The sequence below is a fragment of the Sphingobacterium hungaricum genome, from assembly GCF_015210005.1.
Classification (GTDB): domain Bacteria; phylum Bacteroidota; class Bacteroidia; order Sphingobacteriales; family Sphingobacteriaceae; genus Sphingobacterium; species Sphingobacterium hungaricum.
The window spans coordinates 1,001,002-1,024,318 of record NZ_MU158698.1 but is presented as its reverse complement, the minus strand read 5'-3'; the positions used below and the strand labels follow the sequence as shown (position 1 = coordinate 1,024,318).

14 protein-coding genes are annotated in these 23,317 nt (G+C 40.7%); 10 read left to right on the top strand and 4 right to left on the bottom strand.

Features of this window, described 5'->3' with window-relative positions; all coding sequences use genetic code 11:
- Positions 1-10 precede the first annotated feature (10 nt).
- On the top strand, positions 11-262 hold the full coding sequence (locus tag C4F49_RS07660) for a type II toxin-antitoxin system ParD family antitoxin (protein WP_196935283.1): 252 nt from the start codon (positions 11-13) through the stop codon (positions 260-262).
- Entirely contained in the window at positions 255-554 is a 300-nt protein-coding gene (locus tag C4F49_RS18155) for a type II toxin-antitoxin system RelE/ParE family toxin (protein WP_196935282.1), read from the top strand. The genes C4F49_RS07660 and C4F49_RS18155 overlap by 8 nt, the downstream gene beginning before the upstream one ends.
- Before the next feature lie 40 nt (positions 555-594).
- Here C4F49_RS18155 and C4F49_RS07650 read toward each other — a convergent pair whose 3' ends face one another.
- The 3 genes from C4F49_RS07650 to gltB all read right to left on the bottom strand — a co-directional run bounded on the left by C4F49_RS07650 (position 595) and on the right by gltB (position 8,462).
- Positions 595-2,328: a thiamine pyrophosphate-dependent enzyme gene (locus C4F49_RS07650; protein ID WP_196935281.1), complete on the bottom strand. Its 1,734-nt coding sequence runs from the start codon at positions 2,326-2,328 to the stop codon at positions 595-597.
- Between the two features lie 130 nt (positions 2,329-2,458).
- Positions 2,459-3,928, bottom strand: a complete 1,470-nt coding sequence (locus tag C4F49_RS07645) for a glutamate synthase subunit beta (protein ID WP_196935280.1) — start codon at positions 3,926-3,928, stop codon at positions 2,459-2,461.
- Between the two features lie 19 nt (positions 3,929-3,947).
- Entirely contained in the window at positions 3,948-8,462 is a 4,515-nt protein-coding gene (gltB, locus tag C4F49_RS07640; RefSeq protein ID WP_231388236.1) for a glutamate synthase large subunit, read from the bottom strand.
- A gap of 192 nt (positions 8,463-8,654) precedes the next feature.
- Here gltB and C4F49_RS07635 point away from each other — a divergent pair, with 192 nt between their 5' ends.
- Both C4F49_RS07635 and C4F49_RS07630 read left to right on the top strand, forming a co-directional pair.
- Positions 8,655-9,752, top strand: coding sequence for a mandelate racemase/muconate lactonizing enzyme family protein (locus C4F49_RS07635; RefSeq protein ID WP_196935279.1), 1,098 nt, complete (start codon positions 8,655-8,657; stop codon positions 9,750-9,752).
- Between the two features lie 53 nt (positions 9,753-9,805).
- The gene (locus C4F49_RS07630; protein ID WP_196935278.1) at positions 9,806-10,825 is read left to right on the top strand and encodes a LacI family DNA-binding transcriptional regulator; all 1,020 of its coding nucleotides are present in this window, start codon (positions 9,806-9,808) and stop codon (positions 10,823-10,825) included.
- A 265-nt stretch (positions 10,826-11,090) separates the two neighbouring features.
- Here C4F49_RS07630 and C4F49_RS07625 read toward each other — a convergent pair whose 3' ends face one another.
- Complete coding sequence (locus C4F49_RS07625; protein WP_231388235.1) at positions 11,091-12,389, bottom strand: MFS transporter; 1,299 nt, start codon at positions 12,387-12,389, stop codon at positions 11,091-11,093.
- 435 nt (positions 12,390-12,824) lie between these two features.
- Between C4F49_RS07625 and C4F49_RS07620 the strand changes: the two genes are divergently transcribed.
- From C4F49_RS07620 to C4F49_RS07595, 6 genes are read left to right on the top strand one after another with little or no spacing between them, the layout of a single operon-like run.
- On the top strand, positions 12,825-15,785 hold the full coding sequence (locus C4F49_RS07620) for a SusC/RagA family TonB-linked outer membrane protein (protein WP_196935276.1): 2,961 nt from the start codon (positions 12,825-12,827) through the stop codon (positions 15,783-15,785).
- Between the two features lie 18 nt (positions 15,786-15,803).
- Positions 15,804-17,384 (top strand): RagB/SusD family nutrient uptake outer membrane protein, encoded by a 1,581-nt coding sequence (locus tag C4F49_RS07615; RefSeq protein ID WP_196935275.1) that lies wholly within the window; start codon positions 15,804-15,806, stop codon positions 17,382-17,384.
- 17 nt (positions 17,385-17,401) lie between these two features.
- Positions 17,402-18,424 carry a SusE domain-containing protein gene (locus C4F49_RS07610; protein WP_196935274.1) on the top strand — a complete coding sequence of 341 codons (1,023 nt, stop codon included), beginning with the start codon at positions 17,402-17,404 and terminating at the stop codon, positions 18,422-18,424.
- 55 nt (positions 18,425-18,479) lie between these two features.
- On the top strand, positions 18,480-20,318 hold the full coding sequence (locus C4F49_RS07605) for a glycoside hydrolase family 13 protein (protein ID WP_196935273.1): 1,839 nt from the start codon (positions 18,480-18,482) through the stop codon (positions 20,316-20,318).
- 6 nt (positions 20,319-20,324) lie between these two features.
- Positions 20,325-20,969: a beta-phosphoglucomutase gene (gene pgmB / locus C4F49_RS07600; RefSeq protein WP_196935272.1), complete on the top strand. Its 645-nt coding sequence runs from the start codon at positions 20,325-20,327 to the stop codon at positions 20,967-20,969.
- Between the two features lie 8 nt (positions 20,970-20,977).
- Complete coding sequence (locus C4F49_RS07595; RefSeq protein WP_196935271.1) at positions 20,978-23,305, top strand: family 65 glycosyl hydrolase domain-containing protein; 2,328 nt, start codon at positions 20,978-20,980, stop codon at positions 23,303-23,305.
- Positions 23,306-23,317 lie beyond the last annotated feature (12 nt).

The window sequence follows — 23,317 nt, the reverse complement described above, 5'->3', positions numbered from 1 at the left end:
CTCAATGATTATGGAACACTCAAAAGATATTTTATTAGGCGAGCACTTTGAAGAATTTGTCGATAGCCAAATTTCCGAAGGACGTTATTCGAACATGAGTGAAGTTATCCGAGCAGGATTAAGATTGTTAGAAGAGGAGGAAAATAGAATTTTGGATTTAAAGAGTTCAATTCAGGAGGGATTTGATAGCGGTTTTGCAGAGGACTTTGATCCAATAGCGCACCTAAATACTTTGAAAACTGATTTGAAGAAAGGTGAATAATTATCTCTTTACTAATAAAGCTGTCAAAGACCTATCAAATATATATACGTATACTTTTAAGAAATGGTCGGAAGCTCAAGCCGATAAATATTACCATGAAATAATCTTATGCTGTCAGAAAATAGCGAATAATCCACCAATTGGGAGAAGGTATAAAAATATTCATCCAGATGTTTTGGGTTACTTAATAAATAAACACATCATTTTTTATTCCATAATTTCAGATCGAGAAATTCAGATAATACGGATTTTGGGAGCTATTATGGATTTGAAATATAGAATAAATGAATAGAAATCCCTTAAAATATGCAAGTTAAGGGATTTTTTAATTTCTATAATTCTTTGATATGTTTGTAGTTAGATTTAATCGTTTCCCAAACTTCATCCATTTTTCCGCCGAGCATTAGTTTTGTCATGGATTGCGTCATTCCTTTGACTTGTTCCCATTCAACCTTTGGTGGCATAGCCAATGCATTCGGATTCGTGAAAATATTTACCAATACGGGGTCGGGATGATTTAGCGCGTCCAAGATGGCGGGTTCGACTTCGTTCGGTTTTTGTACATTGACACCTCGGAAGCCCATTGCGGCAGCAACCATTGCAAAATCGGGGTTAATCATGTCAGTTTCATTATCTGGCAATCCCGCAACCTCCATTTCTAGTTTCACCATGCCTAAAGAACGATTGTTAAAAACAATAATCTTGATTGGAAGATTGTATTGTTTTATGGTTGCTAAATCGCCCAACAACATCGAAAGACCGCCGTCACCACACATTGCAATAATTTGACGTTCTGGATGAGCTAATGCGGCGCCAATAGCCATTGGCATCGCGTTGGCCATAGAACCATGGTTGAACGAGCCTAAAAGCTCGCGTTGACCCGTGTCTGTAATAAAGCGCGCGCCCCAAACGCAGCTCATCCCAGTGTCAACAGTGAAAATCGCATTTCGTGCAACAAGCTTATCCAATGTGTGCGCAACAAATTCAGGTTGGATTGCATTTTCTTCGCCTTGATCTTCGATAAAGGATTGCATGTGACTTTTGGTTTTCTCATGCATTTCCAGATGTTTTTGAAGAAATTTATCGCTTTCCTTTTTATTGAGCAAAGGGATTAAGGCGGTTAACGTGTCTTTGATATCACCGCAAGCAGCGAAGTCTATTTTTCCTCGACGGCCTAAGCGATGCGCGTTAATGTCAATTTGAATTATCGTACAATCCGCTGGAATAAATTTGTCATATGGGAAATCTGTTCCCAATAGCAAGATTACATCTGAGTCATGCATGCTATGATAAGCAGCGGGCTGACCAAGTAATCCAGTCATGCCAATTTCGTAGGGGTTGTTATACTGAATGCCCATTTTAGCCCGAAAAGAATAGCCAACTGGAGCTTGAAGAGTTTCAGCAAGAGCAATAACTTCTTGTCTAGCATCTTTTGCGCCGATCCCACAAAAAATGGTGGTTGAATCGGAATCATTTAATAGCTGGGCAATTTCTGCTAATTCTTTGTTGTTCGGTCTGACGATTGGGTTTGTAAAGAAAAACTTTTCTGCGTTGTTTCCTGTTTTTGCATCCATTTCCGACACATCGCCTGGCAAGCCAATCACAGCAACATCTTTCTGTGAAATCGCATGCTGAATGGCCGTCTGAATTACTCTCGGAGCTTGCTCAGCAGTCGTGATCAATTGGTTATAACAGCTGCAGTCGTCAAATAATTTATAAGTATTTGTTTCTTGAAAATAATCCATACCCATCTCGATGGTGTTGATGGTCGAAGCAATCACAATCAAGGGGACATGGGAACGATGGGCATCATATACTCCATTGATCAAATGCACATGTCCGGGTCCGCAGGATCCAGCACAGCAGGCAATGCCATCTAATTCGGCTTCAGCAGCTGCGGCATAAGCTCCAACTTCTTCATGCCGTACATGTATCCATTTCAGTCTTCCGTCTTTGCGGACAGCATCGTTTAAATAATTTAGGCTATCACCTGTGACGGCATATATTCGTTTAACTCCAGCTTCGACTAGATAATCTACTAATTGTTCTGCTATTATTTTACCCATGATAATCTGTTTGTTAGTAAAACAATACGGAGATAATTTAGTTTCAGAAGATTTAATTGAATGGTAAAATTGTGACAAAAAAAAGCTGGAGATAACTCTCCAGCCAATCGGTTTTAGTAAATACGTATTATTATACAGCGTAGCTAACAGCTTTATCTTTGGATTCCAATTCTGAAAAGCCCATTAAAAACTCATCAACTTTGCGTGCGCATTCGCGTCCTTCAGAAATTGCCCAAACAACTAGGGATTGACCGCGGCGCATATCGCCTGCAGCAAATACCTTGTTTACCGAAGTTTGGTAGTCGCCTTCTGTTGCCAATACATTGCCTCGCACATCAAACTCGACTCCCAACTGTTCTAATAAACCTTGTTGTTGCGGATGCAAAAATCCCATTGCAAGCGTTACCAATTCGCAAGGAATTTCCCGTAAAGAGCCTTCTACTTCTTTGAATTTTGTTGGTCTGCCTAAATGGTCAGTTTCCCATTCCAAGTCAACGATTAAAGCTGCGCGCAGATTTCCTTCATCGTCTCCTAAAAATTCTTTTGTGCTGATGCTCCAATGGCGTTGACAGCCTTCTTCATGAGAAGTGGTTGTCTTTAACAACATAGGATAGGTTGGCCAAGGCATGCCGTCTGTCCTTTTTTGAGGAGGCTGTGGCATAAGCTCAAATTGCGTTACCGATTTGGCACCATGACGGTTCGATGTTCCTACACAATCGGAACCCGTATCGCCACCACCAATAACTAACACATTCTTGCCTGTCGCCAAAATATCTTGCTCTTCAAAAGTCGATAATCCAACACGTTTGTTCTGTTGCTTCAAAAATTCCATCGCATAATGAACGCCTTTCAATTCTCTTCCTTTGATTGGCAAATCACGTGGAATTGTTGATCCTCCTGCTAAAACAATTGCATCGAAATCCTTTAATTCAGCAGCAGGAACATTTTTGCCAACTTCGGCATTGGTCCGAAATTCAATGCCCGACGCTTTCATCACATCGACCCTGCGGTCGATCACTGTTTTCTCTAATTTGAAATCAGGGATTCCATAACGCAATAATCCACCGACTTTATCATCTCTTTCGTAAACAACCACATCATGGCCCGCTTTATTTAATTGCGCCGCGGCGGCCAATCCAGCAGGGCCAGATCCTACAACAGCTACTTTTTTACCTGTTTTCAGGTAAGTGCTGCTGGCTTTCACATACTCATTTCGAAAAGCGATTTCGATAATGTGTTTTTCGATTTCCTCGATGGCAACTGGTGATTTGTTGATGCCTAAAACACAGGCCGCTTCACAAGGTGCTGGACAAATTCTTCCTGTAAATTCTGGAAAGTTATTTGTTGAAATCAATATTTGGTAAGCTTCTTCCCATTTGCCATCGTAGACGGCATCATTGAATTCAGGAATGACATTGCCCAAAGGGCATCCTGAATGACAAAAAGGAATACCGCAATTCATGCATCGCGCCGATTGATCATGCAATTGCTCGGCGCTATATTCTTTTACAAACTCTTGGTAATTCTGTACCCGAGCATCAGCCTTTTCTTTTTGAGGAAGGGCTCTATCAAATTCTAAAAATCCTGTTGGTTTTCCCATTTTTATATTCTCCTTCCGATTAAGCGACTACTAATTTTTTGTTCAATACATTTTTGTATTCACGAGGGAATACTTTGATAAATCTATTTTTCTCTGCAGACCAATTATTCAGAATGAAATTTGCAATTTCACTGTTGGTCAGATGAATGTGTCTTTTCAGCAATGTGATGATTGCTGTTTCATCTTCTGCTTGCAATGGATCTAAGTCGACCATTTCTTGATTGCAGTTTTCAGAGAATGTGCCATTCACATCATAAATCCAAGCCAATCCACCGCTCATTCCGGCAGCAAAATTCCGTCCGGTCGCACCTAAAATCAAGGCTCTTCCACCCGTCATGTATTCACAGCCATGGTCTCCAATGCCCTCAACAACTGCTGTCGCGCCTGAATTACGAACAGCAAAGCGTTCGCCCGCCATTCCGTTGATGAATAAATGTCCGGACGTTGCACCGTAAAGTGCCACATTTCCAATAATGATGTTGTCCTGTGCTGTTAACGGACTGTCTTCTGTAGGATAAATTGCCAGTTGAGCACCAGAAAGTCCTTTTCCAACATAATCGTTCGCTTCACCTTCCAATTCAAAGGAAATTCCTTTTGTCGCAAATGCGCCAAAAGATTGTCCAGCAGAACCTTCAAACTTAAAGTTGATGGTGTTGTCTGGCAGACCTTCAGCTCCATAAACTTTGGATATTTCATTGGATAGCAAGGTTCCGATCGTACGGTCTGTATTTTTGACATGGAACGTTCCGAATACTGGGGTTTTTGTGTCCAAAGCATTTTTAGCTTGTTTCAACAATCCCCAATCTAAAATCATTCCTAAGCCATGGTCTTGCTCTTGTGTGTTGTGCAATGTTTCTGAAAGTTCCTGACGTGAAACATACAAGATTTTAGAGAAATCGATTTTGGATGCTTTCCAATGGTCGATGTTTTCGCGTTTCTTTAAGAATTGTGCGCGTCCCACCATTTCATTGATGGTGCGGAAACCCAATTCAGCCATGGTCTCACGAATCTCTTCAGCTAAAAATCCGAACAGATGTACAATGTCTTCCGGTTTTCCGGTAAACAGTTTCTGAAGCTCAGGGTCTTGTGTAGCTACGCCTACAGGACAGGTGTTCAAATGACATTTGCGCATCATGATACATCCGCCTGCAATCAATGCTGCTGTTGCAACTCCCCATTCTTCCGCTCCCAATAAGGTGGCGATAACAATATCCCGTCCAGTTTTCATTTGGCCATCGGCCTGAAGAACTACGCGGCTTCTTAATTTATTCTGTACTAATGTCTGATGTGCTTCGGCTAAACCTAATTCCCAAGGCAGCCCTGCATGCTTAACAGAACTGATCGGTGAGGCGCCTGTTCCGCCATCGTAACCTGCGATTAAAATCACATCGGCATGTGCTTTTGCAACTCCAGCAGCGATGGTTCCAACACCAGCTTTCGAAACTAATTTTACATTGATTCTTGCTGCACGATTTGCATTTTTCAAATCGAAAATCAATTGTGCTAAATCCTCGATGGAATAAATATCGTGATGCGGAGGTGGCGAAATCAAACCAACACCTGGCGTTGAGTGTCTCAATCGAGCGATAAACTCATTCACTTTGTGACCTGGCAACTGTCCGCCTTCTCCGGGTTTTGCACCTTGGGCCATTTTAATCTGAATTTCATCCGCTTCAGTCAAGTAATGTGAAGTCACTCCGAAACGTGCCGAAGCTACTTGCTTAATTGCCGAGCGCATGGAATCGCCATTTGGCAAACGTTCAAAACGGATCGCATCTTCACCGCCTTCTCCTGTATTGCTTTTTGCTCCGATACGGTTCATTGCGATGGCTAACGTGCTATGCGCTTCTGTCGAGATCGACCCTAAAGACATCGCGCCTGTCGCAAAACGTTTCATAATGCTTTTTGCAGATTCCACTTCGTTTAATGGAACTGGTGTTCTGTGTTTCGCGAAATCCAATAATCCCCGCAAGGTGAACATGTGCTCTTTTTGATTATTGATCAATGAAGCGTATTTTTTGTAGGACTCAAAATCATTGTTCCGGCAAGCCTGTTGCAATAAATGAACCGTTTGCGGATTCCATAAGTGACCTTCGCCACGGCGTTTCCACTGATAAATTCCACCTTCAGGAAGCAAGCTTTTTTCTACTCGGGCATTGCTGAAAGCACCATAATGCTTCGCTAAAACCTCTTTCGCAATATCGTCCAATTCTAAACCGCCGATTCTGGAAACCGCTCCACAGAAATATTTATCTACTACGGATTGGTCGATGCCCAATACTTCGAAAATCTGCGCACCGTGATAAGACTGCAAAGTAGAGATTCCCATTTTCGAGAAAATCTTCAGAAGCCCAGCACAGATTGCTTTTACATAATTTTTCTTAAGCTCTTCCCAATTTAGATCAGTTTCTAAATGACCCTGTTCTTTCATTGTGCGGATACTCGCCAATGCCATGTACGGATTGATTGCGGTAGCACCAAATGCCAGTAAACATGCAAAATGATGGACCTCCCAAACATCTCCAGCTTCGACAACCAAACCTACAGCGCCACGATTTCCCGTTTTGATCAGGTGGTGATGAACTGCAGATACAGCTAATATGGAAGGAATCGGTGCATGTTGTGAATCGATCGCTCGATCTGATAAAATAATCACTTCGAAACCATCGCGTACGGCGTCATCTGCATAACGGCATAAACGTTCGATACCAGCATCTAAACTGCCTGCTTTGCCATCAGCTTTAAAATATAACTGCAATGTTTTTGCTTGGAAAACGCCTGTATCGATAGAACGCAATTTCTCCAGCTCGCTGGAAGTCAAAATCGGATGTTCTAAGGTTACACAATGACAGAATTTTTTATCCTCAATTAGGATGTTTCCTGCATTTCCTATAAAAGTCGCCAAACTCATGACCAAACGTTCGCGAATTGGATCGATTGGCGGATTGGTAACTTGTGCGAAAAACTGCTTAAAATAACTTGATAAATGTTGAGGTTGTTCGGACAAGACCGCTAAAGGAACATCCGTTCCCATAGAGCCGATGGGCTCGTAGCCAGTCAATGCCATCGGCGTTAAGATGGTTTCCAAATCTTCTCTGGAATAGCCAAAAGCCTGCTGGTATTTGAAAACCGATTCTTTAGATAGATAGGTGTAAGTGACCCTCGGTTTTTCCAATTCCTCCATGCGGATTTTGTAATTGTCCAACCATTCGCCGTAAGGCTGCTGTGTAACTAAATGTCCCTTGACCTCTTCGTCAGAACGGATAATTCCAGCTTCCATGTCAACAACGAATATTTTTCCGGGTTGCTGACGTCCTTTTTTAATAATCAGACTTTCTGGAATTGGCAATGCGCCAGCTTCAGAAGCTACGACTACGCGGTCATCCGATGTGATTGCATAGCGCAAAGGTCTCAAGCCATTGCGGTCTAAGGTCGCGCCAATTGTTTTTCCGTCTGTAAAACACAAAGCTGCCGGTCCGTCCCAAGGTTCCATAAGCGTCGCATGGTATTCATAAAACGCTTTTTTCAACGGATCCATTTGGGTATTTCCGTCCCAAGCTTCGGGAACTAACATCAGCATCACGTGCGGAAGGCTTCTGCCACAATGCAAAAGCAATTCGACCACGTTATCCAGGCAAGCTGAATCCGATTGTCCGCGATCGACTACTGGCAATAATATTTCCATTTCATCTTCCGTAAAATAAGGCGATGAAAGGGCACGCATGCCTGCGTAGAACCAGTTTAAATTTCCTGTCAGCGTATTGATTTCCCCATTATGCGCGATGATGCGGAATGGCTGCGCCAATGACCACGAGGGAAATGTATTGGTCGAGAAACGCGAATGCACTAGACCGAAAGCCGAAACAACGCGAGGATCTTTTAAGTCCTCGAAATATGTTCCAACTTGGTAAGTGGTTAATTGACCTTTATAAATAATTGTTTTACAAGAAAGCGATGCCATGTACAATGGCAAAGGATATTCCTGGTGTAGTTTTATCTTTTGAATAATCAATCGTCTCAACACAAATAATTTGCGTTCGAATTCTTCCGTGTTTTTGATGCCTTCTGGGCGGGAGACAAAAAACTGGACGATTTCAGGCTCAGCGCTTAAGGCTGTTGGCCCGATGCCTTCTCTATTGACTGGAACCGTTCGGAATCCTAAGAACTTCATATTTCTTTCCGAAGTCGCTTCGATAATTGTATCTCTACAAATCTTATTCAATGCTTCTTCCTTGGGCAGAAACAGCATTCCAGTTCCGTAATATCCGGGCTCTTCTAATTGTATTCCTAAAGAAATACATTCTTCCCACAAAAACTCGTGGGGCAATTGAATCATTATTCCGGCTCCATCTCCTGATTCTGGATCACAACCGCAAGCTCCGCGATGCTCCATGTTTTCCAACATGGTTAAAGCATCCCTAACTTGCTGATGAGATTTGTTGCCTTTGATATGGGCTACAAAACCTACACCGCACGCATCGTGTTCAAAATTAGGATCATAAAGTCCTGCAGCGCTCATTCCTTCATTTATCATTACTAAAAAATCTTTTTGGAAATGCTAATATAGCAATAAAAATAATTTTATATTATGTTTTTTGTAATTTATAATCATTCCTTTTAATTTATTTGTAATGATAAACTCCAAAAATCGATGATTTTGTATTTAAAAGATATTCTGTTGAAAATTTCATAATGCAATGCTTACCTTTGTATTTAACCTTTTTGTATGCTGATTAACAGAATAGAGATTTATAGATTAAGCATTCCTATGGAGCCATTTGTCATTGCGACAGGGACTATGGATTATGCACAAAATACCTGTGTGAAAATTTATACCGACTCTGGCTTAGAGGGTACTGGCGAATGTTCTGCCTTTCCGATGATTGTCGGTGAAACCCAAGACACCTGCATCGTGCTGGCGAAGGAATTTGCAAAACTATGGAAGGGAAAAGATCCTTTAAAAATTGATGATCGGATGGGCGAATTGGATTTGTTTATCGCCGGAAATACAACCATCAAATCTGCGTTCGAGATGGCATTGTTTGATCTGGCGGCGAAGCATGCGAATTTACCCTTGTACAAATTCTTGGAAGGTGCAGTCCGTGAAATTACGACCGATATTACGGTCGGCATCAGCTCTGCTGAAGAAATGGCAACGAAAGCCTTGGCTTTCAAAGAGAATGGTGCAGAGATATTGAAAGTGAAGTTAGGCAAACAGCCTGCCGACGATATCGAGCGCATCAAAGCAATACGAAAGGCAGTCGGTTTTGATATTCCGATTCGCATCGATGCGAATCAAGGCTGGTCTTTTGAACAGGCAATTGAAGCTTTGCAAGGCATGGAAGCCTATAAAATCCAATTCTGCGAACAACCTATGCGCACGTACAACGACCATTTGCTGCCGCAATTACGGACAGAAACGATTATTCCGATTATGGCCGATGAGTCGGTCTATTCACATCATGATGCAGACAGAATCTGCAGGACAGATGCGTGCGACTACATCAACATCAAGTTTTCAAAATCGGGAGGCATTCGCAAAGCGCTGAAAATCCAAAACGTCGCTTCTCAGTATGGTGTGCATTGCATGATTGGAGGAATGCTGGAATCCCGATTGGCGCTGACGGCCAAAGTGCATTTTGCTTACGCGGCCCCAAACGTCAAATTTTTCGATATGGATACCTGCATGATTGGACATTTGGAAGATCCAGTTCAGGGAGGTGTGCAATTTGATGGCTATAAAATTGTGCTTCCGGAAGCGATCGGCATTGGCGCGTCTATAAAGGAGAGCTTTCTGCAGCAATGCGAAAAATGGGAACTGTAAATAGTAGTTTTTTTTCTTACTAATTAAGGTTAATTTGGCGGTCTCTATTTGATATGGCAAAGATTGATATACATACGCTAGCTGAGGTCTTGAATATTTCTACATCCACGGTTTCGAGGGCATTTAGAAATACAAATGACATTAATCCCGAAACAAGGAAGCGCATTCTGGAAAAGGCAGCTGAACTAAATTATCAGCCTAACCATTATGCCAGCAATTTGCGGGAGCAAAAAAGCAAGACCATTGCGGTGATTATTCCCGAATTGGCCAATAATTATTTCTCGCAGATTATTCAGGGCGTAGAGAAGGTTGCGAAAACGGCGGGCTATCACATTCTGATTTTTGTAACCGACGATGATATTCAAAAGGAACGGGAATTTATGCGAAGCCTGTCGAATGGCCGTGTTGATGGCGTGGTGATGTCGGCTTCGGGAGAAGCGACCGACCATAGCTACCTAAATAATATCGAGAGTTTTGGATTTCCATTGATCCTGTTCGATCGGATTTATGAGGAAGTGGGTGTCCCGAAAATTATTACCGATGATTACAACAGCAGCTACCACGCCACTCAGCATTTGATTGATAATGGCTGCGAACGCATTGCGTACCTAGTGGTGAATAAAGAGCAGTCGATTGGTAAAACCCGTATGCAAGGTTATGTCGATGCGCTAAAGAAAAATAGAATTCCGATCCGGAAGCGTTTGATTGTGGATTGCACAAATTCGTATGAAGAAAATGCGGTCATCATTGAGCACATGATTGAAGTCAATCATCCTGACGGAATCTTGGCTTCGGTGGAGCGCCTTGCATTTTCCACGTATCAAGTCTGTCAATCAATGAAGCTTCAAATCCCTCAAGACATTAAAATCGCAGCGTTTTCAAGTCTCGAAATTGCATCTTTATTAAATCCACCATTAACCACAATAAAACAGCCAGCCATTAAAATAGGAGAGAAGGCTGCGTCTTTATTATTGGAAAAGCTCGCTGATGAAAACCCTAAGCAAACTCATCAGGAATTTGTGCTGGAGTCGGAGCTAATGATTAGAGATTCTTCTTTGAAAGGAAGCTATTAAGAGCAAGGAATAAGGAGTAAGGAACAAGGAGTAAAGAATAGGGGTTTTTATGCGTTTAATCATAAACTATTCCTAACTCAGTATTTTTTACTTTGAAAAACAGGGATTTACGAAGATGTCACAGAGTTTTTGAGGATCCGAATCTTTGCACCTCATGAAGAGCAACTATCGTAAAAATTCTTTCTCTGTGTCTTTTGTGCCTGTTCCGAGTCCTCTGCGGTCTTTAAACGTTAAAAGCCTTCCTGCTTTCTAGATTTTTTACTCTTTACTTTTTAATTTTTTCTTCGGAAATCCATAGCGTGGTAACAGCGGCGAGAAGCATAAATACGCCAGCCATAGTCAGGGAGTAAATTGCTTGTCCCTGAAAGATATGCTTGACAATCCAACCACCGAAAAAACCATTTACAATTTGTGGCAACGTAATAAAGAAATTAAATATCCCCATATACAGACCCATTTTTCGTGCTGGCAACGCATTCGCCAATAAAGCATAGGGCGTAGCCAAAATACTTGCCCAAGCAATACCAACAGCAATCATCGGTATAAACAACAGGTTTTTATCTTCAATAAAAAGCATCGAGATAAAACCCAATCCGCAGATCGCAAGGGATAGAAAATGTGTTTTCTTCTTTCCAAATTTCCGATAGAAAAAAGGCAGGCATAACGCCATTGCGGTAGCAACAACATTATACACTCCAAATAAAACCCCAGTCAGGTTTCCGGCATCGGCATATGCGGCAGACGAGGTGTCGGATGTCGGTAATTTGTAGATATGCTGCGCAATGGCGGGCGTCGTAAATACCCACATGGAGAACAACGCGAACCAAGAGAAAAATTGCACAAGCCCCAGCTGTTTCATGGTTTTGGGCATGTTTTTGAAGTCTTTCAGAACCAGCATAAAACCTTTTTGTTCTTCTTTTATTTCTTCTGAAACCACCTCATCGAAACTCCTCAATTCTTCAGGGCTATATTCTTTGGTCGATATAACTGTCCAGATGATCGCTAATAAAAGGATGGCAGCGCCTACATAAAAAGACCAGATCACGTTTTGAGGCACAAAACCTTCATCGGCTGTTTTTGAAATGCCTAAATATTCTGAAAAGATAAAAGGAAGAAATGATCCAATAATTGCGCCCGCACCAATAAGAAAAGTCTGCATTGAAAATCCCTGTCCATGCTGTTCTTTGGGTAGATTATCCGCAACCAAAGCACGGAAAGGTTCCATCGAAACATTAAAAGCAGCGTCCATAATCATCAGCATGCCCGCCCCGATCATCAATGGGGGTAAGATAGCCGTAAACAAAGCGGCGTTTGGCATAAGGGCGAGCGAGATGGCAGCGATCAGTGCTCCAGCCAAAAAGAAAGGTCGTCGCCTGCCCAGCTTAGTCCAGGTACGGTCGCTGTAATAACCCACAATCGGCTGTATGATCATCCCGCTCAGCGGCGCTGCTAACCAGAATAAAGATAAATGTTCGACATCTGCTCCAAACGTCTGTAAGATGCGGGAGGCATTTCCGGTCTGTAAAGCAAAACCAAATTGAATTCCTAAGAACCCAAAACTCATGTTGAAAATTTGAAGCCTAGTAAGCCTAGGTTTTTTGGAATATGTCTTTTGAAGCATGATTTAAAATTGGTGATTTAAATGTACTATAAATATCAATCAATTGCATTTATCCTCAATAGAAAAAGTGTAATAAATGACCTCGCTTTACGAAGCGAATTTCATCAATAATTTTGTTTATACATCAATAATAAGAAGAATTTTCGATAAACTCCGAGAACGTTCCCGAAAAAATAAATTATTTTTCACCAAGAAATTCTGAAAATCAATTTTTTATTAAATTGATTTTCAGAATTTTAAAAAATAAAAATAGCGATTTTTAATCTTGAAAAATATTTTATAATTTTTCTTTTTTTTGTGAAAACTCTATTTTACCTTAGTCATGTTGTCTAATACGATGGCAGCATTACCAATTTTATAAACAAAAAATTCTAGTGTATGATCAGAATTTACTCATTAGCCAAACTTGGCTTTTTAACAAGTTTTCTGCTAATTTCATTCTTCAGTTTTGGCCAGCAAAATGTCTTAAAGGGGCGTGTGACGGACGAAAGCAAAGTTGGGATTTCAGGGGCGACCATCAGTGTATTGGGCACAAGCATTTCGACATCATCGGATGCGGAGGGTAACTATACATTAACAGGTTTGACAGCCGGTGACCATTTGGTTTCCGCTTCGTTCATCGGTTATTCCAATAGCCAACTGAATGTCAAGATTCCAACCTCAACTAATTTAGATTTTATTCTTTCTTCGAATGATCAAGAGATTGGCGAAGTTGTCGTGATCGGTTACGGAGCTGTAGACCGCAAAATGGTAACAGGTTCGGTGTCTACCGTACAATCAAAAGATTTTCAGAAAGGTGCGATTACTTCTCCTGACCAATTGATTCAAGGGAAAGTTGCTGGAGTTTCGGTCACATCGAATGGAGGAGCACCAGGCGCAGGAAGCACGATTCGCGTACGCGGGGGAGCATCATTGACAGCTTCCAATAATCCTTTGATCGTAATCGATGGCAACCCATTAAACGGCGACAACATCAGCGGGGCTTCGAACCCATTGGCGTTGATCAATCCAAATGATATCGAAACGATGACTGTCTTGAAGGACGCGAATGCAACAGCGATTTACGGTTCAAGAGCGTCAAATGGAGTGATTTTGATTACCACAAAAAGCGGAAAAATAGGCCGTTTAAAAGTTGGCGTTTCTTCGGTTAACAGCTTAGCTACAATTGCCAATAAGATTGATGTGCTTACAGCTGATCAGATCAGGGAATATGTCAATACCTATGGAAACGATACGCAAAAAGATTTATTGACCGATTACAACACTGATTGGCAAGATGCGATTTATCAAAATGCCTTTGCATCGGACAATAACTTTACGTTTTCGGGCGGAGTGGCAAACATGCCTTACCGCATATCATTAGGCTATATTGAGCAAGCCGGAACGTTGAAAACGGATTATTTGAAGCGCGCAACATCAGGTTTAAATATTTCTCCGAAATTTTTCGACAACCACCTGAAGTTTGATCTGAACGTTAAAGGAACTATTACGAACAATACATTCGCGAATACGGCAGCTATTGGGTCGGCGATTGCTTTTGATCCAACAAAACCTATTTACGATGAAACCAGTCCTTACGGTGGATATTTTGAATGGCAAGAGGGCGCTGTTCCTGACCCTTTGTCCCCAAGAAATCCTTTAGCACAACTAGAATTGTATAGCAACCGTGCGGAAACAAACCGCAGTTTAGGTAATCTTCAGATGGATTATTCATTTCATTTCTTGCCAGAATTGCATATCAACGCCAACATTGGTTATGATGTGGTAAAAGGCTGGGGAGCGACGTATATTCCTGAAAATGCAGCTTCAAATTTTGCTAATAAAGGAAAGTTCCAACGCTACAGAGAAACACAGAACAATAACTTTTTTGAAGCTTATTTGAACTATACGAAAGATATTTCATCGATTAATAGCAACATTAACGTAACAGCAGGTTATGGATATTACGATAACAAAAGGACACCTTATAACGAAATCGAATACAATGCTTTAGGCAATGTGTTGGTGACGCCAAACTTTCCTTTCGTTGTGGAGCAAAATAAATTATTGTCTTATTATGGCCGTTTGATCTATTCGTTTTCGGACAAATACATTCTTTCGGGAACGATTCGTACGGATGGTTCTTCCAAATTTAACCCAGAAGGACGTTGGGGTATTTTCCCGTCTGCAGGTTTGACTTGGCGCATCAAAGGGGAAAACTTCTTAAAAGATAACGATGCGGTCTCTGATTTAAAATTAAGGGTGAGTTATGGTGAAACTGGTAATAAGGACGGTATTGCAAACTACAGCTATTTGCCTAATTACTATTTGAGCACAGCTCAAAGTCTTTACCAAATGGGCAATACGTTCTACAATGTATATACGCCAATTGCTTATGATGAAAACCTAAAATGGGAGTCTACAGCAACAACAAATATAGGTTTGGATTATGGATTTTGGGGTGGAAGAATTTTTGGTAGCATCGATGCTTACCAAAAGAAAACCAGGGATCTTTTAGCGACCGTTACCATTCCGGTAGGAACAAATTTCAGCAACCAATTATTGACGAATGTAGGTAATATGGAAAACCGAGGAATTGAAGGAAGCATTAATATTCAAGCAGTAAAATCAGAAAATTTCAATTGGGATTTAGGATTTAACCTGACATACAACGAAGCGAAAGTGACTAATTTGACATTGAATGACAATCCAGGTTTCCAATTAGCAGCCAGAGGTATTTCTGGAGGAACAGGAAATCAGATTCAATACCATTCTGTCGGTTTAGCGCCCTACCAATTCTATGTGTACAAGCAAGTGTATGATCAATCGGGTAAACCTTTGGAAGGCGTTTATGAAGATTTAAATGGCGACGGCTTGATTACTCCATCCGATATGTATTATTATCAGCAACCTGCACCAAAATACATGATGGGTTTTACGACTTCATTGAACTACAAGAAAATCACATTGAGTACCGTTTTAAGAGCTAATCTTGGAAACTACGTGTATGATAACGTGTCTTCTGGAAATGGCGTTGGACGAAATATTTTGAATCCATCCGGATTTATCAATAACGCAACCACAGATATCTACAATACGAATTTTGTGAACAATCAATATTCTAGCGATTACTATGTGAAAAATGCATCGTTCTTAAAAATGGATAACATCGGATTGCAATACAATGTGGGCAGTTTGAATAAAGATGGTTCGGTTACATTGATGCTTAGTGCAAATTGTCAGAACGTATTTGTGATCACAAAATACAAAGGCATTGATCCGGAGATTTTTGAAGGTATTGACAACACGTTGTATCCAAGACCTAGAACGTACTCGTTCGGTTTGAATTTTGGTTTTTAATTTTATAAAAGTAAAGAGATGAATTACTTGAAAAAAAATATTGTTATGGGCGCAATGATTATTGCTTCTTTAACCGCTTGTAATAAAGATGTTTTAGATCTTACACCGACGAATGATATTACTGCAGAGCAGGTGTACAAAGATTTTACAGGTTACCAACAAGCTTTCTTAAAAGTATATGGCAGTTTGGTAATGACCGGTGGTGGTGGCCCCGGTGCTACGGATCTTGCAGGAATTGATGCGGGGCAATCTGATTTTTTACGCCTGTATTGGAATATTCAGCAGCTGACGTCGGATGAAACTCTATGCAGCTGGAATGACCCTGGTATTCCGGATATGAATTATGGAACTCCAGACGCTTCGAACATCATGATCCAGGGTATCTACACAAGATGCATTTACACGGTTACTTTAGTCAATGAATTCTTGAGAGAAAGTACGCCAGAAAAATTAGCTGCACGCAATATTTCTCAGACTGCAGACATCGAATCGTTTCGTAACGAAGCACGTTTTATCCGTGCCTATCAATATTGGGTGCTGATGGATTTGTTTGGTAATCCGCCATTTGTTACCGAAGAAAATTTAATCGGAACGACCGCTCCAAATCAGATTATGCGTCCGCAATTATTTGATTACATCGAAACGGAATTGCTGGATTTAGAAACTAAATTGGCAGATCCTAAGAAAAACGAATACGGGCGTGCGGATAAAGCTGCTGTCTGGACTTTGTTATCAAAATTATACCTGAACGCTGAAGTCTACATCGACCAGCCGAAATATACAGAAGCCATTACGTATACGACAAAAGTCATCGGTGGGGGATATGCATTGGCAAGCAGTTATGCCAATTTATTTTTGGAGGACAATTATGCAACCAGCAAAGATGAAATTATTTTCAGCTTGAATTACGATGGTGTGCAGACACAAAATAATGGAGGAACAACCTTTATTATCAATTCGACAATCAATGGAGAGATGATTCCAGCGAATTTTGGTGTGCCGACCGGAGGTTGGGGAGGCAATCGCACAACGAGCACTTTGCCTTTGGCCTTTGGTGATTATTCGGGAGCTACCGATAAACGCGCACAATTTTTCGGCGATAAAATCACGAATGATGATTTGGGAGTTTTTACAGACGGATTGCGCATTACAAAATTTAAAAACATGAAATCTACAGGGCAAGCAGGTGCTTCGCAAGGAGGAACTTTTAGTTCATTGGATTTTCCTTTATTCCGATTGGCGGATGTGTATTTGATGTATGCTGAAGCGGTACTTCGCGGCGGAACTGGAGGTTCATTGGCTCAGGCAATTTCATATGTTAATCTTATTCGTCAGCGTGCTTATGGCAATGCAACTGGAAACATTACGGCGTTGACTTTAGATTTTATTTTGGCAGAACGTTCTAGAGAATTGTATTTCGAAGCGTATCGCCGTACGGATTTGATCCGTTTTGGAAGATTGACTGGTAGCAGTTACATCTGGCCATGGAAAGGTGGTACTTTAGCAGGACGTTCAATTGATGAATATAGAAATCTATTGCCCCTGCCAAATTCGGATGTGATTGCTAATCAAAATCTTACTCAAAATACAGGTTATTAATTTTAGCATTTAAGAAAATGAAAAATAAATTAAACATAAGCGCAATCCTAATCCTATTCATCAGCACATTCTTTGTGTCTTGTGAAAAGGAAGGAGAATTGACGGTGGCGAATTCAGGAACTTCGGGCACGCTAACAGCTTCAGTAAATGCAGTAACAATTGATAAAGCGACGCTCAATGATACCAAAGTAACTTTTACGCTTACGCCTTCAGATTTTGGATTCAAGTCAGGAATCACCTATTCACTAGAATTTGGCTTGAAGGGAACAAGTTTTACACCCTTCAAGGAAGTTGTTTTAGCGAAAGACGTCTTCACACACTCGTTTACGGGTTTGGAATTTAATAACCTAATGTCATCGCTGAACCTACCGCTTGATGCAGATTCGCAAGTGGAAGTACGTTTGAAGTCGGCCTTATCAAGTACGGTGGCCATCTACAGCAGTATAGTAGAAATTACTTCAAGACCGATTCCTTTAACCTCTTGGGTATACGTTCCAGGAGCATATCAAAATTGGGTTCCTGAAACAGCAGATTCACTAGTTTCTATTACTGGCAACGGTATCTATTCAGGAGTTATAGTCTTTACAACAGGTAATTATACATTTAAAATCACACCTCAAAAAAATTGGAATGTTGGCTATGGAGATGGTGGCAATGGCACATTGAGTACTAGCGGTGGCGACTTAACAGCAGTCACAGCAGGTGCTAAATTGGTAACTGTTGATTTGAATACATTGACATATACGATAGACGATGCAGATGTATGGTCTGTTATCGGAGCGGCAGTTCCGGGAAGCAATTGGGACAAAGATGTTGATTTGAAATTTGTCAATGATGGTGCAGGCAACTATGTAGGAAAAATGGATCTAGTGGCTGGAGAATTTAAATTCCGTAAAAACCATGATTGGGGAACAAGCTTAGGAAGTGGAGGATCAGGAACATTAAGTGCTTCGGGAGGAAATTTATCCATTGCAACAGCAGGAAACTATTCCATCTCGATTAATCCAACGACGTTAGTCTATACCTTAACTAAAAACTAAACATTGAATAGCGTGTGATTCTTTTATGAATTGCACGCTTTATAATCCAAAAAACATGAGAGTTTATTTTTTCTTTTTATTCCTTTTCTTCGCTACGCTTTCCTTTGCACAAGTTCAACGCATAGAACCAATGCATTGGTGGGTAGGTATGAAAAACCCGAAAGTGCAATTGTTAGTTTATGGAGAAAACATTGCTGGCTATACTGTTCAAACTGCCTATTCGGGAGTAACTATTGAGAAAGTAAACAAAGTTGAAAATCCAAATTACCTGTTCCTGGATTTAAACATTGCGGAGCAGACAAAAGCCGGACAAGTAAAGTTTGAATTTAATGACGGCAAGGGTAAGAAATTTACGCAAGCATTTGATTTAAAAGCAAGAAGAACTGACCATCTACAGCTTCAAGGTGTCAATACATCAGATTTTATTTATTTGATTATGCCTGATCGTTTTGCGAATGGAAATCCAAAAAATGACCAAGTTAAAGGGATGAATGAGATGGCTGTGCATCGGGATAGCATGTACTCTCGGCATGGAGGCGATTTAGAAGGAGTTACGCAACATTTGGATTATCTGCAGGAGTTGGGTGTGACCGCCATTTGGTTAAATCCTGTATTGACAAACGATCAGCCAAGAACATCGTATCATGGCTACGCCAATACCGAAAACTACCATGTCGATCCACGTTTTGGAGGCAATGAAGCGTATAAGAAACTCATTGACGAAAGTCATAAAAAAGGAATTAAAATTATCCAAGATTTGGTTCACAATCATGTGGGAACGGAACATTTCACAATCAAAGATATGCCCATGAAAGATTGGGTACATCAGTGGCCGACCTACACGAAAACAAATTACCGCGAACAAGTGCAGATGGATCCATATGCAGCTGCTGTGGATAAGACAATTATGGTTGATGGCTGGTTTGACCGCCACATGCCTGATATGAATCAGGAAAATCCGTTCGTCAGAAATTACATTACGCAAAGCCATATCTGGTGGATTGAAGAAGCAGGAATCGATGGTTTTCGTTTAGACACCTACGCTTACAATGATCTGGAATACATGGCCGAATGGGCAAAAGCGATTACAGCGGAATATCCTAAAATGACTTATTTCGGGGAAACATGGGTACATGGAGTGCCAAATCAAGCATTTTTCACCAAAGGAAATAAAATCAATCAAGGAATAGATACAGAATTGCAAGGGGTTACAGATTTTCAGACCTATTGGTCTATAAACGATGCTTTGAATGGAAAGTCCGGGTGGATGGAAGGTTTAACCCGTATGTACAATACTTTAGCAAGCGACTATTTATATGAAGATGCTACGCGCAATGTTGTGTTTTTGGACAACCACGATTTAAGTCGGTATTATTCTGTAATTGGGGAAGATTTTGAACGCTATAAATCGGGAATTGCTTGGTTATTGACCACGCGCGGTATTCCTCAGTTTTATTATGGCACTGAAATTCTGATGAAGAATTTTGCAGATCCTGACGGAAAAGTCAGAGAAGATTTTCCGGGAGGATGGCAAGAGGACAAAGTCAATAAATTTGTCGCTTCAGGCCGAACAGAGCAAGAGAATGAAGCTTTTAATTTTGTTAAAACCTTAGCAAATTACCGAAAAAATAATCCGGTATTGCAAACAGGAAAACTGATGCAGTATATTCCCGAGAACGATATTTATGTTTATTTCAGGTATAATGAGGATAAAACGGTCATGATTATCATGAACAATCAAAAGGAGGATAAAACCTTAGATCTTGCTCGATTCAGTCAGCGATTGGATGGTTTTACCTCCGGAATAAATATTCTTTCTCAAGAAAAAGTGGACAATCTGACTTCGATTGTGATTCCACAGCAAAAAACATTAGTTATAGAATTAAAGAAGTAAGCACACGTGAAAGCATGTATTTTTGATTTAGATGGTGTATTGGTTGATACAGCCAAATACCATTTTATTGCCTGGAAAAAACTGGCCAATTCTTTAGGGTTTTCTTTCACCGAAATCCAAAATGAGGAGCTAAAAGGAATTAGCCGGGTGGATAGTTTGAATAAATTGTTAGGCTGGGGAAACATAGAAAAAAGCGATACAGAAAAGCTGGAGTTGGCAACCCTAAAAAACGATTGGTACATAGACATGATTGCCGAAATGACACCCGAAGAATTACTGCCTGGATCGAAAGAACTCTTGTCCGAATTAAAGGAAAATGGAATTAAAATCGCATTGGGCTCTGCAAGCAAAAATGCACCGTTAATTTTAGAAAAGACAGGCATCAGTCCGTATTTCGATGCAATTGTTGATGGAAATTCAGTCAGCAAATCAAAGCCTGATCCAGAAGTATTTTTATTGGCGGCCAAATTAGTAGAAGCCGATCCCCAAGAGTGCATTGTTTTCGAAGATGCGCAGGCAGGAGTAGAGGCAGGGAAAAGAGCGGGCATGAAAGTCATTGGAATCGGAAAAGCAGAGGATTTGCGTCAAGCTGATTTTACGGTCGGTTCATTGGCAGCGGTAAATTTAGCATTATTACAAACTAAAAATTAAGAAATTAGATGGAGCGTTACAGTAAAGCGGATGCTTGGAATATTATAGAAGAAGGATTTGATCCTCAGAAAAATAAAATAGCAGAGAGTTTATTTAGCATTGGCAATGGCCGAATGGGGCAGCGCGCTAATTTTGAAGAAACGTATTCAGGAGAAACGTTGCAAGGATCCTATGTTGCGGGTATATTTTATCCCGACAAAACTCGTGTTGGCTGGTGGAAAAATGGCTATCCTGAAACTTTTGATAAGGTAATCAACTCCATCAACTGGATTGGTTTGGAAATAGAAATTGATGGCGAAGTTTTGGATCTGCATCAATGTGAGGTGTTGAATTTCAACCGCACATTGAATATGCAAGATGGGTATTTGTCGCGCTCTTTCGAAGCGAAATTAACGAGCGGAAAAATTGTTAAAGTTAATTCCATCCGATTTTGCAGCATTGATCAAGATGAAATCGCAGGCTTGCGCTACCAGATTGAAGCCGTGAATTTTTCAGGAAAAGTAAAAATCATTTCTTATTTGGACGGCGATGTACGAAATGAAGACAGCAATTATGAAACGAAGTTTTGGGATTTTGTAAGGGATCATGACGATCAAGATACAATCTTTCTTCAAACAAGAACCTTAAAAACACAGTTTGATTTAGCCATTCAAGCCTCAAATAAATTATTTAGCAACAACACGCAACTTGAAGTTGCTGGAGAGGTCGTTCGAAAAGAAAAATTCATTGCGAAGCACTACGAACTTTCGATAAAACAAGGAGAACAGATCAGCCTGGAAAAAATCGCAGCTGTTGTTTCTTCTTTGAATTACAATCAAGAGGATTTATATGCAAAATCTGCTCAAATCCTAACTGCTGCAACGGCATTGGGTTTTGAAAAACTTAAACAGAATCAAGCTGAAGCTTGGACGCATAAATGGGCGGAAGGCGATTTGATCATTGAAGGTGATCTATTGGCACAGCAGGGCATTCGCTTTAGTATTTTTCAATTGTATCAAACCTACACAGGGAAAGATGCGCGCTTGAATATAGGGCCGAAAGGATTTACGGGAGAAAAATATGCTGGTGCGACCTATTGGGATACAGAAGCCTATTGCCTGCCGTTTTATTTGGCAACTTCTCCAGTGGAAGTCAGTCGGAACCTGTTGGTTTATCGCCACAACCATTTGCAAAAAGCCATTGAAAATGCACAGACTTTGGGTTTCACAAATGGAGCTGCTTTATTTCCAATGGTTACGATGGACGGAACTGAGAGCCATAATGAATGGGAAATCACATTTGAAGAAATCCATAGAAACGGTGCGATTGCATTTGCGATCTACAACTATGTGCGCTATACAGGCGACGAAAAATACTTGACAGAATTTGGGCTGGATGTGCTGCTGGCGATTGCTCGTTTTTGGAAGCAGCGCGTGAATTGGAGCAAAGACAAAAACAAGTTTGTGATGCTCGGTGTGACTGGGCCAAATGAATATGAAAATAATGTCAACAACAATTGGTACACAAATCGGATAGCCCTTTGGTGTTTAGATTATACGAAGAAGCTTTTGGAATCGTTGAAAGTTGCTGATTTGTCGAGCTATGAAATTATATGCAGCAAAAATTCGTTTGAAGAAACAGAATTAAGCGATTGGCAAAATATTATTGATAATCTATACTTTCCAGAAGATAAATCCTTAGGAATTTTCTTACAGCAAGATGGCTATTTGGATAAAGAAGATTTAACGGTTTCGGATCTGCAGAAATCTGAACGTCCGATTAACCAAAATTGGTCTTGGGATCGAATTTTGCGTTCGCCGTTTATCAAGCAAGCGGATGTGTTACAAGGTTTGTATTTCTTCGAAGAGGACTATGACCAAGAGACTCTGCAACGAAACTATGATTATTACGAACCAAAAACGGTGCATGAAAGTTCGCTTTCGCCATGCATCCACAGCATTCTAGCTGCAAAGCTAAAACGCGAAGATAAAGCCTACGAATTTTATCTGCGTACGGCAAGATTGGATTTGGATAATTACAACAACGATACGGAAGATGGCTTGCACATTACCTCCATGGCAGGGAGCTGGATGAGCATTATTGAAGGATTTGCCGGTATGCGCGTGAAGAATGGGAAGTTGAATTTTACACCTTTCTTGCCAGAAAGCTGGAATGCATTTTCGTTTAAAATTACGTTTCGCGAATCTTTGTTGGAAGTCAGGATTTCAAAAAATACGTTTAGGATCCAAAATAATTCGGCGCATCCTTTGTCTGTTGTGATCAATAACCATCAGCAGATTGTGAACGGAGAAAGCGAAATCAATTATCCGCTTAAAGAGATGCTTATAAAGTCCTAAAAATTCGCTAGC